Consider the following 17,815-nt stretch of genomic DNA (forward strand, 5'->3'; position numbering starts at 1 on the left):
GCATCGCAGCATGCGTGAGCGCGCGAGAGCTGGTCGCGGGGAATCAGAATGGCGGCGGATCGCCGCGCTTCCACCAGTCGGCGTCCGACTTTCCGGGCCTGGGCGGCTTGAAGCCGTCGCCGTCGCCCGGGCCGCCAGACTCGTCCAGCAGCGTCCCGCCGTCGTCTTCTTCCGATGAATCCTGATCGTCCTGAGACCGGCGCACGATGTTCGCCAGCGCCACGGCGAAGATCGGGCTGATCGCGCGCAGCATCGCCACATCTTCATCCGTGAACGGGCTTTTTTCATCGCGAAACAGGACGATCACCGCCAGACTTTCGCCAAGATACGTGCAGTTGCATCCGACGATTTCCTGTCCGCCGAGCAGCTCGTACTCAGCGTCGGTGAGCTGCTGGCGTGCCTCCGGGCCAAAGAGGTGGACGCTGCCCTCGCGGGTGATCAACGGAAGCAGCCCGCTGCGCATCGCCTCGGTCAGCTCCGGCTCGCCAGCGATCGTGTACTTCATGTACGCGCCCAGCTCAAAGACATGTTCCTCCGACGCCAGCCAGATCGCCACGTTGCAGTATCCGACCTGTCGCAGGATCCAGTCCATCGCGTGGCAGAGCATTTGTTCCAGGTCGTTGGCCTGCTCAACCAGCTTTCGGAACGCCTCCTGATTGCGGACTGTATCGACCAGGCGGGAAAGCTCGCCGTAGGCGCTGACCAGGTCGTTGCACAGCAGATCGACTTTCCTGCTGATGGTGTGGCGGGTGGTGTTCAGCTTGCGAACCGCCTGCTTGAGCCGCGCGAGGCGGATTTCGCGACGGGCAACCGACGCCTGCTGCTTCATCGCCAGCTTCACCCGCTCCAGCAGATGCTCGGCGGTAAAGGGCTTGGGCAGGAAATCGACCACCCCCGCGCGCAGGGCATGGATCGCGCCGCTGATCGAAGGTTGTCCGGTGATGACGACGGCGGCGGCGGCGGGGTTGCGCTGGCGCAACTGCGGCAGCAGCTCCATCCCGTTTCCGTCCGGAAGGTGCACATCCGCCAGCAGCAGATCCACCTTTTCCGTCGCCAGGATCTGCCGCGCCTCGGCCAGATCCCGCGCGCTGAGCACGCGGTATTCTCCAGCGCGCCCGATCACGTCGTGGACCAGCTCCACCGTCACAGGTTCGTCGTCAACCACCAGCACGCGGGGGCGAAGTCGCGCCCGGGTCGCTGCTTCCGTGTTGACTACCGGCGGGGTCATGTTCTCCACTCCTGTCCGTTGACCAGGTACGGATTACGGCTCAAACGGCACCCTTACCCTCAAGCCCCCATCTTCAGCCCCATACCACCGGCGAAAAATCGGATCTCAATGACCGTCTCGGCGTTGAGCACTCGACCCGCGGCATCGGTCATTGTCACTGCGCGACCTTCCTGAGGGACATCGTGCTTCCCGCCTGCGGCGGTCGAACGCTCTTGGACGCCGGCAGCAACACGATCGCGCGAGTGCCTTGTCCCGGACGGCTCTCCAGCCGAATCGACCCGCCGCTGGATTCGATCCATCGCAGCGCCTTGGCCAGTCCCATCCCCCGGCGTCTGCCGGCGGGCTTGGAACTGAAAAACGGATCGAACGCCCGCTTCAAAGTCGCCTCGTCCATGCCGCAGCCGTTGTCGGCGATGGTCAGCACGACCATCTGCGAATACGGATCGTACGCGCCATGAATCGCCACCTGCCCTTTGCCCGGCTCGGTCGCCTGAAACGCGTTATCGATCACCTGCGCCAGCGCCGCGGTCACCTGTTGTGGATCCACGACCACTGGCGGCACCTCCGCAAGCGTCAGCTCAACTGACCTATCGGCGCTCTCGATGTGCATCTTTGCATCGTGCAACGCCTGCTGAACAATTTCGGACAGGTCCGATTCCACGGGCCTGGGCGGCACCGGTTTGGCAAAATCCATCAGCTCGGTGATGATGTCGCTCAACCGCTGCGACTGTTCATAGATCAGATGCGCCGCCGCCTTCTGCTTCGGGTCCGTTAATTCCGCCGCCAGCAACTGCGATCGACCGCTGATTACCGCCAGCGGATTGTTCATCTCGTGCGCTGCGCCGGCGGCCATCTCCCCCACCGTGATCAGCGTGCGGCTGCGAAGAATCTCATTCTGCGCCGTCTGAAGCTGGCGGTTGGCTTCGGCGAGCTGCTCGGACAGCGTGCGCGCTTCCTCACGAATCTGCGCGGTGCGAAGCGCCAGGCTCCATCCGCTGGCCAGCGCGCTCAGCTCCTGAAGCTGCGTGCTCAGTCGCTGCGCCTCTCCCGCCGCCGCGCCCCACACCACCCCCCCCACGCACATTCCGTCGGCCTCCAGGCAGATCCAGTAGCGATGATCATGCCCCAGCCGCGGCGAGACCGCCGACAGGAACCATTCCAGCTCTTCTCCGGCCGGCAAAACCGGACCTTCCCCCGGCGGGGGTGTCAGCGGCGGCTTGCTACGGGCGCTGTCATCCGTGGCGACGGGCCGGGCCGGTGCCTCTTCGGTTTCCGCGGCGTCCGCCAATGCCGTCGATGCGGCACCCGGAGCGCGCATGTTCCGCGACATGCCGGCCGTGCACTCGATGATCGTCGTCTCGAACACATCCCCGTGGGCATCGACCAGGATGGTTTCGGCGTAATCGCGTCCCGGGGGCAGGGAAAAGATCGCGGCGCTGCTGACATCCAGCGTGCTCACCGCCGTCTGACCGATCGCCTGAAGCACCACGCTCGGCGGGGCGTCGGGGCGCAGTTCCGCCTGGAAGCCCGCCAGCGCATCGAAGAACTTGGCGCGGATCTGGAGCTTGCGGTTTTTGGCGGCCAGTTGCCCGCTGACCCGACCCAGCTCCCGGTTCGCCTGCGCCAACGCCTGGTGATACAGCTCGCTGGTGCTGGCCTGCCCCAGCCCAAGCGCCTGGGCACGCGGCTCGATGTACTGCACGAGCTTCTGAAGAACCGCCTCGATGTGCTCGCGACCCAGGCCGATCGCGTCGGCCAGCACCTGCCGCGCCACCGGGAAGATGTAGTTGCCGCTGTACCCAAGGTGCTGCTCGCGAACCAGCAGATCCGCCAGCGTGATCAGGTTGACCATCCGCGGATTGCGGACGGTGGCAGGCAGCGCCTGCGGAAGCTGCCCGTGCAGCCAGATGCAGTCGCGCACCGTCGCCGGCAGATGCCACTTCTCCGCCAGACGCTTGCCCACGACCATGTGATCCAGGCCGATGACGGTGCGCTCCAGATCGGCGATGTTGCCGCGAAGCAGATCGGCGGCCTCGACCACTTTGGAAAAGCTCTTGGGCAGGACCGCATCCAGCGCGACCTTGCCCATGTCGTGCAGCAGCCCGCAGACGAACGCCTCGGCCGGATCGATCCCGCAGTTGCGCCCCCAACGCGCGCACAGCTCGCGGGCCAGCAGCTCGGCACAGCAGGCCACCGCCACGGAGTGCTTCCAGAACTCCTCGCGGCTGAAGTGGGCGCCGGCGGACTGCTCAGCGGGCTTGAAGGTCTCGAAGATGGAAACAGCCAGAACCGCGCTGCGCACCGCGGCGAAACCCAGCAGCACGACGGCACGCTCGACGGTGTTGACTTCCCCCCGCACGCCCAGGTCCGCGCGATGCACCAGTTGCAGCACCCGCGTCGTCAGCGCAACGTCGGAGCTGATCAGACGAACCACGTCGGCGGCGGAAGTCTCGTCGCTGCCGGTGGCCTCCAGGACCTTGATCGCCACCGCCGGCAACGTCGGCAGATCCTCCAGTTGCTGGAGAATCAACTCGACGCGTTTTTCGCGTAAATCAGCCATAGCGGGCAGCAGGCAGCGGGCAGCGGGCAGGGTCTGCGCGCTATCCGTTGCCCAGCGTTCTCCTCAAACCATTGATCAGCCGACCCACCTCGCTGGCCAGAAGCATCAGTGCCTCGGTGCTTGTCGAATCCAGATAGCCGAGCCTCGCCGCCAGCAGCACCTGTGTCTCAAGTTCCCGCAACGATCCGTGCGCGATGCTCAGGAAGCGACCCCACTCCCTGTCGCTGCCGCGGCCTTGTCCTTCCGCGATGTTGCTGGGCACTGAGAGAGCCGCCCGGCGCATTTGAAGCCGCAGGCCATACGTCTCGTGCTGTGGAAATTCACGCGATGCCCGATAGACCTGCTCGCACAGATCCATCGCCTTCTGCCAGGCGTGAAGATCACGGTAGTTCCGCGCTCCCATGTCTGCCCGCTGCCGGCTGCCGGCTGCCTGCTGCCGGCTAAACGCCCAGCAGCTCCCCGATCCGCTCGATGATCTTCTCGATGTTGAACGGCTTTTTCACGAACTCGTCGGCGCCGGCCTTGAGCAGCTCGTTGATCTCATCCTGATTGACCACGCCAGAGACGATGATGATCTTGGTGTGCTCGAACTCCGGCTTGGAACGGATCGTCTTGCACACGACGTTGCCGTTGATGTCCGGCAGCATGTAGTCCAGGATTACCAGATCGGGGTTGAACTCCTGGGTAAGCATGCCGGCGTCGTAGCCTGTGGTGGCGGTCTTGACCTCGAAGCGTCCGTCGCGCTCCAGCACGTCCACGAATAGCTCAACGATCTCCGGATCATCGTCCACGACCAGGATCTTGCTCTTGCCGCTGTCCAGGGCATCGGGTGGGATGCCGTTTTCCTTCATGAACTGGATGAGGGCATCGCGGGGAATTCGACGGAAGCGACTGCCGGGCACACGGAAGCCGCGCAGACGCCCGCTGTCGAAACAGCGAATGATCGTTTGCTGAGAGACCTTGCAGATCTCGGCTGCCTCGCCGGTCGTGAATACGGTTTTCATCGCTGACCCTCGTCGTAGCTGGGAGCGTTGCTTTGGCCAAGTCCACCTGGTCGTGCTTCGCCGCACGCGTTAATCCTGTGGGCTTGCCACACAGACAGATAGAGTTGACCTCCTTCTCTATCTTTCCCATTTAACCATCGGCGAGCGGTTTTCGCAACTTGAGAGTTGCGGAAAATCGGATCGCGCCGGATTGAACAAAAATCGTGGAAAGTTAGTATGGATTTTGTTAGGATCGGCGCAACGTTCGTGGCGCCGGACACGCCGCGGCGAATCGCCGCTCGTAGCCGGGCACTGACCTCTGCCCGGTCGCCAACCCATCCACCGCACGACGGCTGGCTCAGCCGTCGGCGATTATCGGACCCGCCTTCCATGAACCGCACACCTCAACGCCCTCAATGCACCTGGTCACAGCTCAGTCCGTCACACCTGAATCTGATCCGCGCGATGGCCGGCCAACTGCGCCGCCGGCTTCCGCCAACTGTCGAGCCGGGCGACTTGATCGGCGACGGATACGTCGGCCTGCGCAGCGCCATGAAGCGTTTCGATCCGTCGCGTGGCGTGCCCTTCGAGCAGTTCGCGCTGCGTCGCATTCGCGGGGCCATGCTCGACGGCCTGAGACAACGTGATTTCCCCCACCGCCGCAGCAGGCGAGATGACCTGCCAACGCCCCAATTCCAGCCACTTGATCCTGATCAACTTCTGGATCGTTCACATGCCCTATCACGCCTGGTGCAGCGACTGTGGCTGCAAAACCAGCTCCAGCATCTGCCCCGGCGCACACGTCTGGTGCTTCAGCTTTACTACCTCGAGGCGGTGCCCATGGCCGCGATTGCGGTTTGCCTGGGCATCTCCCAGCCGAGGGTTTGCCAACTCCACGCCGCCGGCCTGCGAAAACTCCGCCGCCAGATACATACCGCAGGTCCTGACGTCGCGAATCCCAATCGCGCGACGCTCGGTAAAACAAGCAGACCCCGCGACACGGCGAGTGCCCGCGGGGTCTGACTGTTCTGATCAGCGAGGCGCTGTGTTCGGATCTTTTACCGGTAGAACTCGATGATCAGGTTCATGTTCACTTCAAACGGCACGTCTTCGGGCGTGGGCAGCGCCAGCACCCTTGCGGTGAGCTGGGCGGGATTCCATTCCAGCCAGCCGGGAACCGCGTGTCCTGGATTCTGCTCCATGTTCTCGCGGAGCAGCTTGTGAATCTTCTCCTTGAACGTGATGACCTGTCCCGGCTTGACCAGATAGCTGGGAATGTCGGTCTTGACTCCGTCCACCAGCACATGCCCGTGGGCCACAATCTGCCGCGTGGCCCAGATCGTCCGCCCGACTCCAAGCCGACGAAGCACGTTGTCCAGTCGCGTCTCCAGGATCTGGATCATCGTGTTGGCGGTGTTGCCTTTGGACTTTTTGGCCATGTCCATGTAGCGGCGGAACTGCCGCTCGAGCACGCCATAGTGATAACGCAGCTTCTGCTTCTCGGTCAGGCGCACGCCGTATTCAGTATGCCGCCGGCCGCGATAGCCGTGCATGCCGGGCAGCTCCAGCTCTTCCTTGGCGGTGTGCTTGGGGATGTCGGCGATGGGAACGCCGACGCGACGGGACAACTTGACTTTCGGGCCGATGTAACGGGCCATGATGCCAGACACTTTCTATCCCGGGCAATCGGGATCTCAGGACATGCGCGGCGGGCGTCAGCCGGGCCACTAACCCCTGCGACGCGCGGCTTACGCGCTTTTGGCGGCGGGCGTGGTTCTGAGGCACGCCGCGCTCGCCCCGCCGTCGCCGCAACGTTCCACACAACGTTGCCTGCCTGCGACCGCGGGCGGGCGAATTATAGCCACGCCCGCGAGCGACTCAAGCATGGTGCCGGCAACCGACCGGGAAGGTTGGCCCAAGTGCCGACAGCACACCGGCAAATTGGAACGAATACTCATGAGCCTGTGCAGGAGCACGCCAGCCTGTGTCACCCGCGTCCCGCCTGTGCGAGCGAGCATCGCACGGGCAGGTTGTCCGTGACATTCAACCGCGCCGTCGCTGGCGCACTCCGGTAAAGAGGGGTAGACGTATCAGAAGCGCGATGGCTCCGAACGTCGTACCCGTCGTCGCCGGCTCCGGTATCTGCAGGACATATAACCGATTCGCGTAACCCGGTGGGACGAAGCCGCCCGGCAGCCGCGGATCGTAATACGCCGTGCCGGCAATCCATCCGTTGTTGTTGATCGCATCCGCCGTCATCAACAGCCAACCGCTGTCGGGATCGATCAGATCATTCAGGTTGACAAGCGTCCCATCGGCAAGCCAGCAGACAGCCCGCGGCTGGAAAGGCAAGTGGAGTGAACCCGGCACCCGGACGTAGGAGTATCCGACGATCAGCCCCGAATCGTTGATGTCAGACGCGCGGTTGATTTCGCCGATCAACAGGGTCTGGTCCAGACTCGGTAATTCCGTGGGCTGAAGCGAGACCGGGTCCCAGCGCACGGCAACGCCGCGGGCACCCACGCCGGCTATCCAATCCTTCTGCGCGGTGCCAATGATCGTTCCGTTGGCGTTGATACCATAAGCTGCGGCACTCGAGATTTCGTTAGAGCCCGCGTTCAAGAGACCCAACTCGATGGGTGTGGTCGTGGTTGCGGGCCAGAAGACCGCACGAGTGCCCAGGTCGCGACCCTGATCGTCGATCTTGACGGCACTGCCGACGATCGTGCCGGCGGCATCGATCGCTTCCACGTTGGACACCAGCCGTCCCGTTACCCACGCGCCTGGCAGTCCCAGCTCTGTCGGACCGTTCGCACCCACGTCCCATCTCACCGCAGTCTGCCCAACACGGCGACCTGAGGCGTCATACTTGTCGGCCACACCTGCGATGATTCCCGTGTCGTTGATGAGCCATGCGGAGGCACCGGAGGAACCGTCAGCCGCGTAACCAAGCTGCCCGAGGGGTGTGGCGGCGGTTCCACCAGCATCCCAGCGAACCGCGCGCGAACCAAGGTTTGTGGTCCCGTCGGCCGACCATGCCGTCGCATAGCCGACCGCCGTTCCGCGCGCGTTGATCGCCAGAGGAGGCGCTGTCGTCTGGCCATTCGCGTCTGTGCCGAGGTGTCCAAGCGGAGTGGGCGCAGTCTCTGCGGCATCCCAACGTACTGGCAAATAGGTTGCGATGGTCGCATGTTGTGCCTGACCAACGATGGTTCCAGAGGCATTGATCGCCAGCGCGCCGGCGAAGTTCGTCCCATCGCCGCCGGCGCCCAGGCCCTCAAGCGCCTGGGGTTCCGGGTCGCCAACCCGGAAGCGAAAGGGCGTGGTCCCGATCCCGAATCCCGCGTTGCGCCAGATGTTGCCGGCAACGGTCGCATCCTCGGTAATTCCAATCACCGATGCGTTGCGCGCGAACACGTCTACCGGTGACGCGCCATAGACAGGGACATGGAGCGTAGTCGTTGCCCGCGCGGATCCCGCTGTCAGTGACTGATGAAGCAGCACAAGACTCAGCACGCCCGCGATACAACGCGGTGTGGCACTTTCTCGCCCGTCCATACTGCCCGCCCTTCTGAGTGAAATGGCCGCTGCGCTTTCGGCGCCCCGCAATCGCGATTGGGTCGCCGCCCGTCAGCGACGGTGCACCCGTCAGGCGGCATTATACACCGAATAAACCGGTGTATATGGACCGCCGCGCAGAAAGCCGGAGACCACCGATGTCACGATGCTTCCGGGTTCAGCAGGCTTGTACGTGAGCGTGGGCGTGTCCCGCCGCGTTCGCAGCGGGCATCGACGCCCGGACTCTGCAACTCGCCTGACACGCTTCAGTTCGGCGGTCAGGTCTGCCCGAGCTCTGTGCCATCCTGATGAGGCTGATCATCCTTGTGAGACTGGTCCTTGTGGTGAGGCTTCTTGTGATGGATCAGCACCGGGTAGTACTCTCCCTTGATTTCGATTTCGTCGTCTTCATCCGCTCGCTTCAGCGGAGCAACCGGCTCCAGCGGGGCGGCGTCGAACTTGCGGGCCTCCGTCGCGGCGGCGGGTGACGCGGCGGCATGATCCGTCGCCGTCGCCACGCCGACGGCCCCCTCGGCCAGTTGCTGCTCGTACGCCTCGGCCACCTCGCGCAGGCGTTGCTGCTGCTCGGCACTGACGGAGGCTTTGGCCGGCACAGGCGCCGCCCTGTCGGCGCGGCGGGTCCAGCTCCGCAGAATCTGTCGCAGCGATCGCCGGGAGGATCTGACCGTCGGTTGCGGCTGAGGCGGACGTCCCAGGCCGGCGCCAACCATGATGTTCAGCAGCGTCGCCCACACTCCGCCCAGCAGCAGCATCCCCGCCCCTGCTCCCAGCATCATCGCCGTCTTCGGCTCATGCCACCACCCGCGCCGGTAGCGGATCGGCGCGCCCTTGGCCTTCAGTTCCTCCAGATACTGCTCGATCGTCAGATCGGGACGGGGCTGCACGCGTCCGGGCAGGGCCGGCTTGTACGGCACTTCCGCGTAGAGATAACGGTCGTCCAGCACAAGCCTGCCCTTGCGATCGCGCGACAGCCGCTTGTAGGTCACCACGTTGACCCAGCCGCTGGTTGTGGCCTGCGTGCGCGTCGGTGGACGCACGACGATGTCCTGCACGTACGGTTGGCCGGACTTTTCATCCACCAGCAGCAGATCCCGTTCGAAGTCGGCGACGCTGGCACGACGGACGCGCTCATCGGTCTCGCCCATCGACACCCACACGTACGCCAGCGCCAAGCCCAGCACCGCTCCGATCAGCGTCCAATGCCACCGCTTCAGATCTTCAATACCCATGACTCCAACCCGTCACTTCCGTTGTGCAAGCCTGCCGAAAGGATGCTCACATGAAGCCAGCTTCCGTCTGTAATTACCACCTGCCCGCCGGAAAGTTGCCGGATGCTGGCCGGACAGCGGCGGGCTTTGTGGCACGACATTCGCGACTTCTGAGATCATAACCCTTTTTGGAGGTAACCACGTCATGTTGTTCCGCGGTCATGCGATGACAGCAGCGTTATTGTGCGGAGCGTTGGCGGGCGCGCCGCTGATGGTCGGGTGCGAAAGTCTGCCGGGCGACGAAAAGACGCAGGGAGCGGTGATTGGAGGACTCGCTGGCGCGGGGGCAGGGGCGGTCCTGGCCGGGGAGGACAACCGCCTGCTGGGGGCGTTGATCGGCGGAGCCGCGGGCGCGGGCGGCGGGTACCTCATCGGCGCCAATTGGGACAAGATCACCGGCGACGAGAAGGACGAAGCGCAGGCCGCCAACCGCCGCGCCGAATCCGATCCCGTCACCGCCGCCGATGCACGCGACGCTCAGACCGCCGACATCAACCGCGACGGGTTTGTCACGTTGGACGAGGTCGTGGCGATGGAGGACGCCGGTCTGAGCGACAGCCAGATGATCCAGCGTCTTCGTCGCACGCAGCAGTACTTCGAGCTGACCGAGCGGCAGGAGCAGTACCTGCGTGACAGGGGCGTGAGCGATCGCGTGATCGTCGCCATGCGCGACATGCAGCCCGAGGAAGCGCGTCGCGCCCGCGCCGCCTCCGAGCGACAGGATCGCATCAGCTCCGATCGCCAGCGCGAATGAGATGCCGCCGCTGAGATTCTGGGTCGGTGCAGCCGTCTGTTTACGGACGTCCCGCGCGTGCGATGGCCATTCGCACGCGCGGGACGCCTGACGTTTATACACATCTCGGACCGCCCGCGTTTCTCGCTCAGACTCGCAGGTGCGTGCGATGAAAACCCAAGACGAGCCACTTGTGGCATGGCCGTCCCGGCCATGCAGGGCGCGATCGAGTTCGCAAGTCCGACATGCCGGCTCTTCATCACTTCATGCCGCTGGGCACGGGCAAGACCCCTGTCCGCTCTGCTGCCTCAAAAAATGAGGGCTTCCAGAAACGTGTATAAACGACGGGCGGAACGGCCGTGATACAGAGTGGCGTGTCTCAGCTTCTCGGCGCGCCGGCCCAAATCCAGACACAGGCGCGAATGACTCGTCATTCACGCCTTCGCCCGATCACGGTAGACTGTCAACATGCGATCACTTGCGGCTGTGCTGTTGACGCTGTTGGCGATCTCGGGGTGCGCGCGATACGAGTACGACATCCTCCAGCCGCCGGACCTGGCTCGGCATATCGGAACAGCGTCCGACATCGTCGTCCGTCAGGATCCGCTGGAGTATCGGCTGCGAACGGTGGACAACCGCCTGGTCATGCGGATCTACAACCCCACGGAAGATTCGATCACGCTGCTGGGTCCGCAAAGCTCGGCGGTGGATCCGCAGGGGCAGAGCCATCCGCTGCGGACACAGACCATCGCGCCGCAGAGCTTCATCAAGCTCATCTTCCCGCCACTGCGCCCGCGGGTTGAGCGCGTCGGGCCTTCGATCGGAATCGGCGTGGGCGGCACCTTCGGCGGCAGATATCGCCGGCATTACGAGGGAGTCGGATACGATCAGCCTTTTTATGACGACGAACCGCGCTACCTGGCGGTCGTTGACGACGACGCACTGTACTGGGACTGGCGCGGCGAGGGGCAGATGCGCCTGACGCTGGTCTTCGATCGCGGCGGACAGACCTTCAGGCATCAGTTCGTCATCGGGCGAAAGAAAATGTAGCGGCGGCTTCAGCGCAGCTCACCACCACCGCAGCGCGAACGCCCCGCCAATCGCCAGCGATGCCAGCACCGCGATCGCGGTCCACATCACCCATCGGGGATGACTGCTGGGCAGCGGGGCATCCTCCCTGGAAATGTAGTTCTCGCACTTCGGACACCACTGCGCCAGCTCCGAAATCGTCTGGCCACAGTACGGACAGGGCACGCCATCCGGCTCGTCATCGTCGCCGTCGTCCATGTCGGATTCGTCGGGCGCCTCGGGATCGTCGAGCTCGTCATCTTCCTCGAGGTGCTCGTCGGTCGGGTCGTCGTCGGGTTCTGGATGTGGCCGGCCCATCGCGAGGTGCACTCTACCCGCCGAACTTCCGTCCGCAAAATGCGGGCAGTATCCTTGGATGGCATGGGCAACAGCAGCCGCTACTCCATTGGACTTGACTTCGGCACCGAATCGGTTCGGGTTCTGGTGGTGGACATTCATAACGGGCGAATCGCGGGGCAGGCGTCGCAGGACTACGCGCACGGCGTGATCGACCAGACGCTGCCCACCAGTGGCGAAAAGCTGCCGCCGGATTACGCCCTTCAGCATCCGCAGGACTGGCTGGATGCAACGTCGATCGCATGCAAAAAGGCGATGCGCGCCGCGGATGCCTCGGCGGATCAGATCGTCGGCATCGGCGTCGACTTCACAAGCTGCACCATGCTGCCGTGCCTGGCCGACGGAACCCCGCTCTGCCTGACCGAACGCTTTCGCAACACGCCGCTGGCCTGGCCCAAGCTGTGGAAACACCACGGCGCCAAGGCCGAGACCGACCGCATCAACGCCGTCGCCCGTGAACGCAGGGAAAAGTGGCTGGCTCGTTACGGCGGCATCATCGGCATCGAGTGGTTCTTCCCCAAAATCCTGGAAACCCTCAACCACGAGCCGAAAGTCTACGACGCCGCCGATGTCTGGATCGAGGGCGGCGACTGGTTCGTCTGGCAGCTCATCGACGGGCCGTTCCCACGCTGCAATCCTTCGCGAATCTCGCGTTCGACCTGCCAGGCGGGTTACAAGGCCTGCTGGAACAAACACACGGGTTATCCCTCCCGCGAGTATTTCAAGGCGGTTCATCTGCGGCTGGAATCGGTCGTGCAGGAGAAGATGCCCGGCACGCTGCAAAGCCCCGGCACCTGCGCCGGGAATCTTTCCGAAGCAGGCGCGAAGCTGCTGGGGCTCAAAAGCGGCATCCCCGTCAGCGCCGCGATCATCGACGCCCACGCCGGCGTGCCCGGCGCCGGTGTCGCCTCGCCTTCCACACTCGTGATGGTCATGGGCACCAGCTCCTGCCACATGCTCAACAGCCGCATCGAAGCGATGGCGCCCGGAATCGCCGGCGTCGTCGAGGACGGCATCCTTCCCGGCTACTTCGGGTACGAAACCGGCCAGGCATCGGTCGGCGACGCGTTCGCGTGGCTGGTCAAGACCTTCAACCTCTCACACGAAACGCTCACCCGCGAGGCGACTTCGTTGCCGCCCGGCAGCGGCGGAGTGATGGCGATCGACTGGTTGAACGGCTGCCGCACGCCCCTGATGGATGCAAGGCTTTCCGGCGGGTTCGTCGGGATCACGCTGGGCACTCGCCCGGCGCAACTCTACCGCGCGCTGATGGAGGCTACGGCCTTCGGCGTGCGGTGGATCTGCGACACGCTGCGCGAAGCGGGCGTGCCGGTTCGAAGGTTCGTGGCCTCCGGTGGACTGCCCGGCAAGTCGCCGCTGCTCATGCAGATCTACGCCGACGTGCTGGATGCGAAGATCAGGCCCGCCGCCTCCGACCAGTCGGTGGCGCTGGGGGCGGCGATTCTCGGCTGCATCGCCGCCGGGCAGCAGGCCACCGGCTACGCCAGCATCAGCCAGGCGATCCACGCGATGGCCCCGGAGCGCGAAGACCTGATCTATCGTCCGGACCTGCGCGCCCGAAAGCAGTACGACAAGCTCTACGAGATTTACCGATCCCTGTGCGACGGCGGCGGGCCCGTCGCCGCCGCCATGCGCCGCCTGCGCGAGTTGTCACACTGATTCGCTCTGCTTCAGCGTTGCCGTGTCACGGGCGTCCCGCCCGTGATACCAATTGCTCTGTCCCATCCAGCTTGAGCGATTCGGTGGCGAAAACGGTGCACGCCTTTGAATTGGGCCTTGCCGACTGTTTGCACAAGTGCATAGGATCAGCACTCGTTCAAGCACGCGCATTTCATACTCTCGGAGGAATCATGAATCGCCTGGTGCAGCGTCTGGTTGCCCCTGCGTTGGGTCTGATGATCGTCGCCGTCGCGGGTTGCGAAATGATGGACAAGGATAAGGACAGCTCCCGGACGGAGGGGGCGAAAGTCGCGGTTGCGCACATCAGGCCCGCCAAGGCCGCGACAACCCAGCCGACGATGAACAACGTCACCGGCACGGTCACGTTCACGCAATTGCCGGACGGGAAGGTGAAGGTGGTGGCCGACATCGCCGGCCTGCCGCCCAACTCCTCTCATGGGTTTCACATCCACGAAAAAGGTGATCTGAGCGCGCCGGACCTGAGCAGCGCCGGCGGCCACTACAACCCCGAAGGCCACCCTCACGCCGGGCCGACCCACTGGCCCCGACACGCTGGCGACTTCGGCAATATCAGCTCCGACGCCAACGGCAACGCCCACCTGGAACTGACGGTGGACAACATCTCGCTGGGCGGGGCGAAGAATGACGTGATCGGCAAGGCCGTCATCGTCCACGCCAAGGCCGACGACCTGAAGAGCCAACCCACCGGCGACGCGGGCGGTCGCGTCGCGGGCGGCATCATCGAGATGAACAAGTGAACGTGAAAGGCGGCAATCGCCCGCGTGCACTGAACTGGTCATTGGGCATTCGATGATGCCATCGCGGCCTGGGGCTGTGCGGCGATTGGAGCATCGCGCCACTCTCGCCGCATCTGCCAGTTCTTATACAGGTAGAAGATCACCGGGTACACCAGCAGCTCCATGACGAAGCTGATGGTAATTCCGCCGATTAGCGGAGCCACCAGCCGACGCGTCACGTCCGCGCCGGTGCCGGTGGCCCACAACAGCGGCAGCAGCCCGATCATGTCGGTCGCGACCGTCATCGTCTTCGGTCGGATGCGCTTCACCGCGCCTTCGTAGATCGCGTGGAACAGATCCGACTTGTTGCGCATCCGCCCCTGGCTGACAAAGCGTTCGCAGGTCGTGTCCAGGTACAGCAGCATCACCTGCCCGGTTTCGGCGTCCACCCCCAGCAGCGCGATGATCCCCACCCACACCGCCAGGCTCATGTTGTAGTCCAACAGCCAAAGGAACCAGAACGCGCCGATCAGGCTGAACGGTACGGCCAGCAGGATCACGATCACCCGGAACCAGCTCTGGTTGGAGATGTACAACAGCAGCACGATCAGCGCCAGCGTGATCGGCACGACCACCATGAGGCGCTGGTTGGCCTTTTCCAGATACTCAAACCGCCCGGACCAGACGCGCGAGTAGCCCGGCGGCATCGGCACCTGCTGCTCGACGACGCGCTTGGCCTCGGCGACGTAGCCGCCCAGGTCACGCTTGGATGTGTCGATGTCCACGAAGATCCAGGCGGTGCGCTGGCCGTTCTCCGAGCGGATCATCGGCGCTCCCGGGGTGATCCTGATGTCGGCCAGTTGCCCCAGCGGAATCTGCGCGCCGTTGGATGCGGTCACGAGCACGCGCTGGAGAGAGGGGATGTCGTCGCGCAGCTCGCGCGCGTAACGCACGTTCAGCGGGTAGCGTTCCAGCCCTTCGACCGTCGTCGTGATGTTCATCCCGCCGATCGCCGACTGGATCACGTCCTGCACGTCGGCGACGTTCAGCCCGTACCGCGCCGCCTCCTCGCGGTTGATGTCGAAATCGAGGTAATACCCGCCGAAGGTGCGCTCGGGATAGCTGCTGAGCGTGCCTTCGATGGTGGAGACCGCGGTCGCCGTCTTTTCCGCCAGATCCGCCAGGACCTTCAGGTCCGGGCCCATGATCTTGATGCCCACCGGCGTCTTGATGCCCGTGGTGAGCATGTTGATGCGGTTCTCGATCGGGTAAGGCCAGGCGTTGGCCACCCCCGGAAACGTGACCGCCTGGTTCAGCCCTTGATGCCTGGTGCCGTCGGGGTCCTGCCAGCCGTACTTCAGCTCCTCCATCGTGATCGGGCGTGTCTCGGGCCAGAACGTCGCCGTGAACGGCCACTTCAGCCATTTCGGCCAGCCGCTGAAGAAGTACTCGACCCTGCGTTTTCGCCACTGGTCGCGGTCGGTGTTGAGCTGCACGACGGTTTCGATCATCGACAGCGGCGCCGGGTCGGTGGCGGTGTCGGCCCGGCCGATCTTGCCGTGCACGCTGACGACTTCGGGGAAACTCTTGATGATTTTGTCGGTCTGCTGGAGCAGCTCCTTGCTCTTGAGCACGCTGATGCTCGGATCAGTCGTGGGCATATACAGCAGGTCGCCCTCTTCCAGCGCGGGCATGAATTCCGTGCCAAGTTGCCTGATGGGATAGATGGTCGATGCGCCCAGAAGCAGCACGGCCAGCAGCGTGATGATCGGATGCCGCATCACCAGCCGGAAGAACGGGTCGTAGATGCGCATCGACCAGCGGTTGATCGGGTTGTTCTCCTCGGTGGGAATCCGACCGCGGATCAGATACACCATCAGCACCGGCACGATGGTGATGCCCAGGATCGCGCCGGCGGCGATGGCGAACGTCTTGGTGTACGCCAACGGCTTGAACAGCCGACCGGACTGCTCGCCCAGCACAAAGATCGGCAGAAACGCAACGGTGATGACCAGCAGGGAAAAGAAGATGCTCGGCCCCACCTCCTTGCAAGCCTCCAGAATCACTTCGTGCCTTCGTGCCTTTGTGCCCTCTTGTCTGTGCCGCTCGAGGTGCTTATGCGCGTTCTCGATCATCACGTTGGCCGAATCCACCATGACGCTGATCGCCAGCGCCAGCCCGCCCAGCGACATGATGTTCGCGTTGATCCCCAGGATCTGCATGACCAGGATCGAGACCAGCAGCCCGATTGGCAGGACAATGATGGCGACGAACGCGCTGCGGACATGCGCCAGGAACACCAGGATGATGATTGCGGTGACGATCAGCTCTTCGATGACCGCTCTTCGCAGCGTGCCCACGGCCCGGCCGATCAGCGCCGAGCGGTCGTAGGTGGTCTTGATGAACACGCCGGGGGGCAGCCCGTCCTCCAGCTCCAGCAGCTTCCTTTTGGCGTCCTGGATGACTTTGTAGGCGTTTTCTCCGAAGCGGGCGACGATGACCCCGCCGACCGCCTCGCCCTGGCCGTCAAGCTCCCCCACGCCGCGGCGCATCTCCCCGCCGATCTGGAGCGTGGCCACATCCCGCAGATAGACCGGCGTGCCTCTTTCGCCGGTCATCACCACCACGCTGCCCAGGTCCTCCAGTCCTCGAAGGTACCCGCGGCTGCGGACCATGTATTCATTTTCCGCCAGCTCGATGACCGATCCCCCCACGTCGTTGTTGCTCCGCTCGATCGCCATGATCACGTCGCGCAGCGGCAGCTTGTATGCCTGAAGCTTCTGCGGATCGAGCACCACCTGATACTGCTTGACGAATCCGCCGATTGGCGCGACCTCGGAAACGCCATCAACCGCCGTCAGCGGATAACGCAGATACCAGTCCTGCAAACTGCGAAGCGATGCCAGGTCCTGATTCGATGGCAACAGCTCGGCGCCGGTGATCGGATCCTTCCCCGGCTTCTCCCACGCCCGCACCTTCGTCAGCTCATCCCGACGATTCTTCGGCGCATCCTCAATCCGCGCATACCACTTGTCGTGCTTCTGGTCATGCCACAGCCCCTTGGGATGGTCCGGAGAGTAGTAGCCGGGGTACAGCACATACTGATACACCCACCCCACGCCGGTGGCGTCCGGCCCCAGCTTCGGCTCGACGCCTTTTGGCAACCGGTCCCGCGCGAAATTGAGATACTCCAGCACGCGCGAGCGGGCCCAGTAAATGTCCGTGTTGTCTTCAAACAGCACGTATACGAACGACAGCTCGAACATGCTGTAGCCGCGCACGACCGTCGAACCGGGCACCGACAGCATCGCCGTGGCCAGCGGGTACGTGACCTGATCATCCACCACCTGCGGGTTTTGGCCCGGATATTCGGTAACGATGATCACCTGCACGTCGGACAGATCGGGAATGGCGTCCAGACGAATGTTGTACGTCGCCCACGTGCCCAGACCGATCAGGATGCCGGTCAGCAGCAGGACCAGGAAGCGATTGCGAATCGAGTATTCAATGATCTTCGAGATCATGATGGAAGTGGCATGGCCGTCCCGGCCATGCAGGATGCACTCGAGTTCGAAAGTCGGATGTCCAGGTTCTTTGTCAC

General features: G+C 64.0%; 14 protein-coding genes. 5 read left to right on the forward strand and 9 right to left on the reverse strand.

The window, feature by feature from the left end; genetic code table 11:
• Nucleotides 1-43: 43 nt before the first annotated feature.
• The 4 genes from ACQS5P_RS08690 to ACQS5P_RS08705 all read right to left on the reverse strand — a co-directional run bounded on the left by ACQS5P_RS08690 (nt 44) and on the right by ACQS5P_RS08705 (nt 4,792).
• Nucleotides 44-1,228 carry a response regulator gene (locus tag ACQS5P_RS08690; protein WP_428940503.1) on the reverse strand — a complete coding sequence of 395 codons (1,185 nt, stop codon included), beginning with the start codon at nt 1,226-1,228 and terminating at the stop codon, nt 44-46.
• Between the two features lie 154 nt (nt 1,229-1,382).
• On the reverse strand, nt 1,383-3,788 hold the full coding sequence (locus ACQS5P_RS08695) for an HDOD domain-containing protein (protein WP_428940504.1): 2,406 nt from the start codon (nt 3,786-3,788) through the stop codon (nt 1,383-1,385).
• Between the two features lie 40 nt (nt 3,789-3,828).
• A complete protein-coding gene (locus ACQS5P_RS08700; RefSeq protein ID WP_428940505.1) occupies nt 3,829-4,191 on the reverse strand; it encodes a four helix bundle protein in 363 nt (120 codons plus the stop codon).
• A 37-nt stretch (nt 4,192-4,228) separates the two neighbouring features.
• Complete coding sequence (locus tag ACQS5P_RS08705) at nt 4,229-4,792, reverse strand: response regulator (protein ID WP_428940506.1); 564 nt, start codon at nt 4,790-4,792, stop codon at nt 4,229-4,231.
• 369 nt (nt 4,793-5,161) lie between these two features.
• On the opposite strand from ACQS5P_RS08705, the gene ACQS5P_RS08710 reads away from it, so the two are divergent.
• Nucleotides 5,162-5,794, forward strand: a complete 633-nt coding sequence (locus ACQS5P_RS08710; RefSeq protein ID WP_428940507.1) for a sigma-70 family RNA polymerase sigma factor — start codon at nt 5,162-5,164, stop codon at nt 5,792-5,794.
• A gap of 35 nt (nt 5,795-5,829) precedes the next feature.
• Here the strand turns inward: ACQS5P_RS08710 and rpsD are convergent, their stop codons facing one another.
• The 3 genes from rpsD to ACQS5P_RS08725 form a co-directional block, all read right to left on the reverse strand.
• Nucleotides 5,830-6,429 (reverse strand): 30S ribosomal protein S4, encoded by a 600-nt coding sequence (rpsD, locus tag ACQS5P_RS08715; RefSeq protein WP_428940508.1) that lies wholly within the window; start codon nt 6,427-6,429, stop codon nt 5,830-5,832.
• A 385-nt stretch (nt 6,430-6,814) separates the two neighbouring features.
• Nucleotides 6,815-8,329: a hypothetical protein gene (locus ACQS5P_RS08720; protein ID WP_428940509.1), complete on the reverse strand. Its 1,515-nt coding sequence runs from the start codon at nt 8,327-8,329 to the stop codon at nt 6,815-6,817.
• Between the two features lie 278 nt (nt 8,330-8,607).
• Nucleotides 8,608-9,579 (reverse strand): hypothetical protein, encoded by a 972-nt coding sequence (locus ACQS5P_RS08725; RefSeq protein WP_428940510.1) that lies wholly within the window; start codon nt 9,577-9,579, stop codon nt 8,608-8,610.
• A gap of 184 nt (nt 9,580-9,763) precedes the next feature.
• On the opposite strand from ACQS5P_RS08725, the gene ACQS5P_RS08730 reads away from it, so the two are divergent.
• Together ACQS5P_RS08730 and ACQS5P_RS08735 are read left to right on the forward strand one after the other, a co-directional pair.
• The gene (locus tag ACQS5P_RS08730; RefSeq protein ID WP_428940511.1) at nt 9,764-10,372 is read left to right on the forward strand and encodes a glycine zipper 2TM domain-containing protein; all 609 of its coding nucleotides are present in this window, start codon (nt 9,764-9,766) and stop codon (nt 10,370-10,372) included.
• Nucleotides 10,373-10,819: 447 nt separating this feature from the next.
• Nucleotides 10,820-11,401: a hypothetical protein gene (locus ACQS5P_RS08735; protein ID WP_428940512.1), complete on the forward strand. Its 582-nt coding sequence runs from the start codon at nt 10,820-10,822 to the stop codon at nt 11,399-11,401.
• Between the two features lie 18 nt (nt 11,402-11,419).
• Here ACQS5P_RS08735 and ACQS5P_RS08740 read toward each other — a convergent pair whose 3' ends face one another.
• Entirely contained in the window at nt 11,420-11,737 is a 318-nt protein-coding gene (locus tag ACQS5P_RS08740) for a hypothetical protein (protein ID WP_428940513.1), read from the reverse strand.
• Nucleotides 11,738-11,800: 63 nt separating this feature from the next.
• Here ACQS5P_RS08740 and ACQS5P_RS08745 point away from each other — a divergent pair, with 63 nt between their 5' ends.
• Both ACQS5P_RS08745 and ACQS5P_RS08750 read left to right on the forward strand, forming a co-directional pair.
• Nucleotides 11,801-13,456, forward strand: a complete 1,656-nt coding sequence (locus ACQS5P_RS08745) for a ribulokinase (protein WP_428940514.1) — start codon at nt 11,801-11,803, stop codon at nt 13,454-13,456.
• Nucleotides 13,457-13,647: 191 nt separating this feature from the next.
• Nucleotides 13,648-14,235: a superoxide dismutase family protein gene (locus ACQS5P_RS08750; protein WP_428940515.1), complete on the forward strand. Its 588-nt coding sequence runs from the start codon at nt 13,648-13,650 to the stop codon at nt 14,233-14,235.
• Between the two features lie 38 nt (nt 14,236-14,273).
• On the opposite strand, the gene ACQS5P_RS08755 is transcribed toward ACQS5P_RS08750, so the two are convergent.
• The gene (locus ACQS5P_RS08755) at nt 14,274-17,738 is read right to left on the reverse strand and encodes an efflux RND transporter permease subunit (protein WP_428940516.1); all 3,465 of its coding nucleotides are present in this window, start codon (nt 17,736-17,738) and stop codon (nt 14,274-14,276) included.
• Nucleotides 17,739-17,815: the final 77 nt, after the last annotated feature.

The organism is Fontivita pretiosa (genome assembly GCF_050410795.1).
Classification (GTDB): domain Bacteria; phylum Planctomycetota; class Phycisphaerae; order Tepidisphaerales; family Tepidisphaeraceae; genus Fontivita; species Fontivita pretiosa.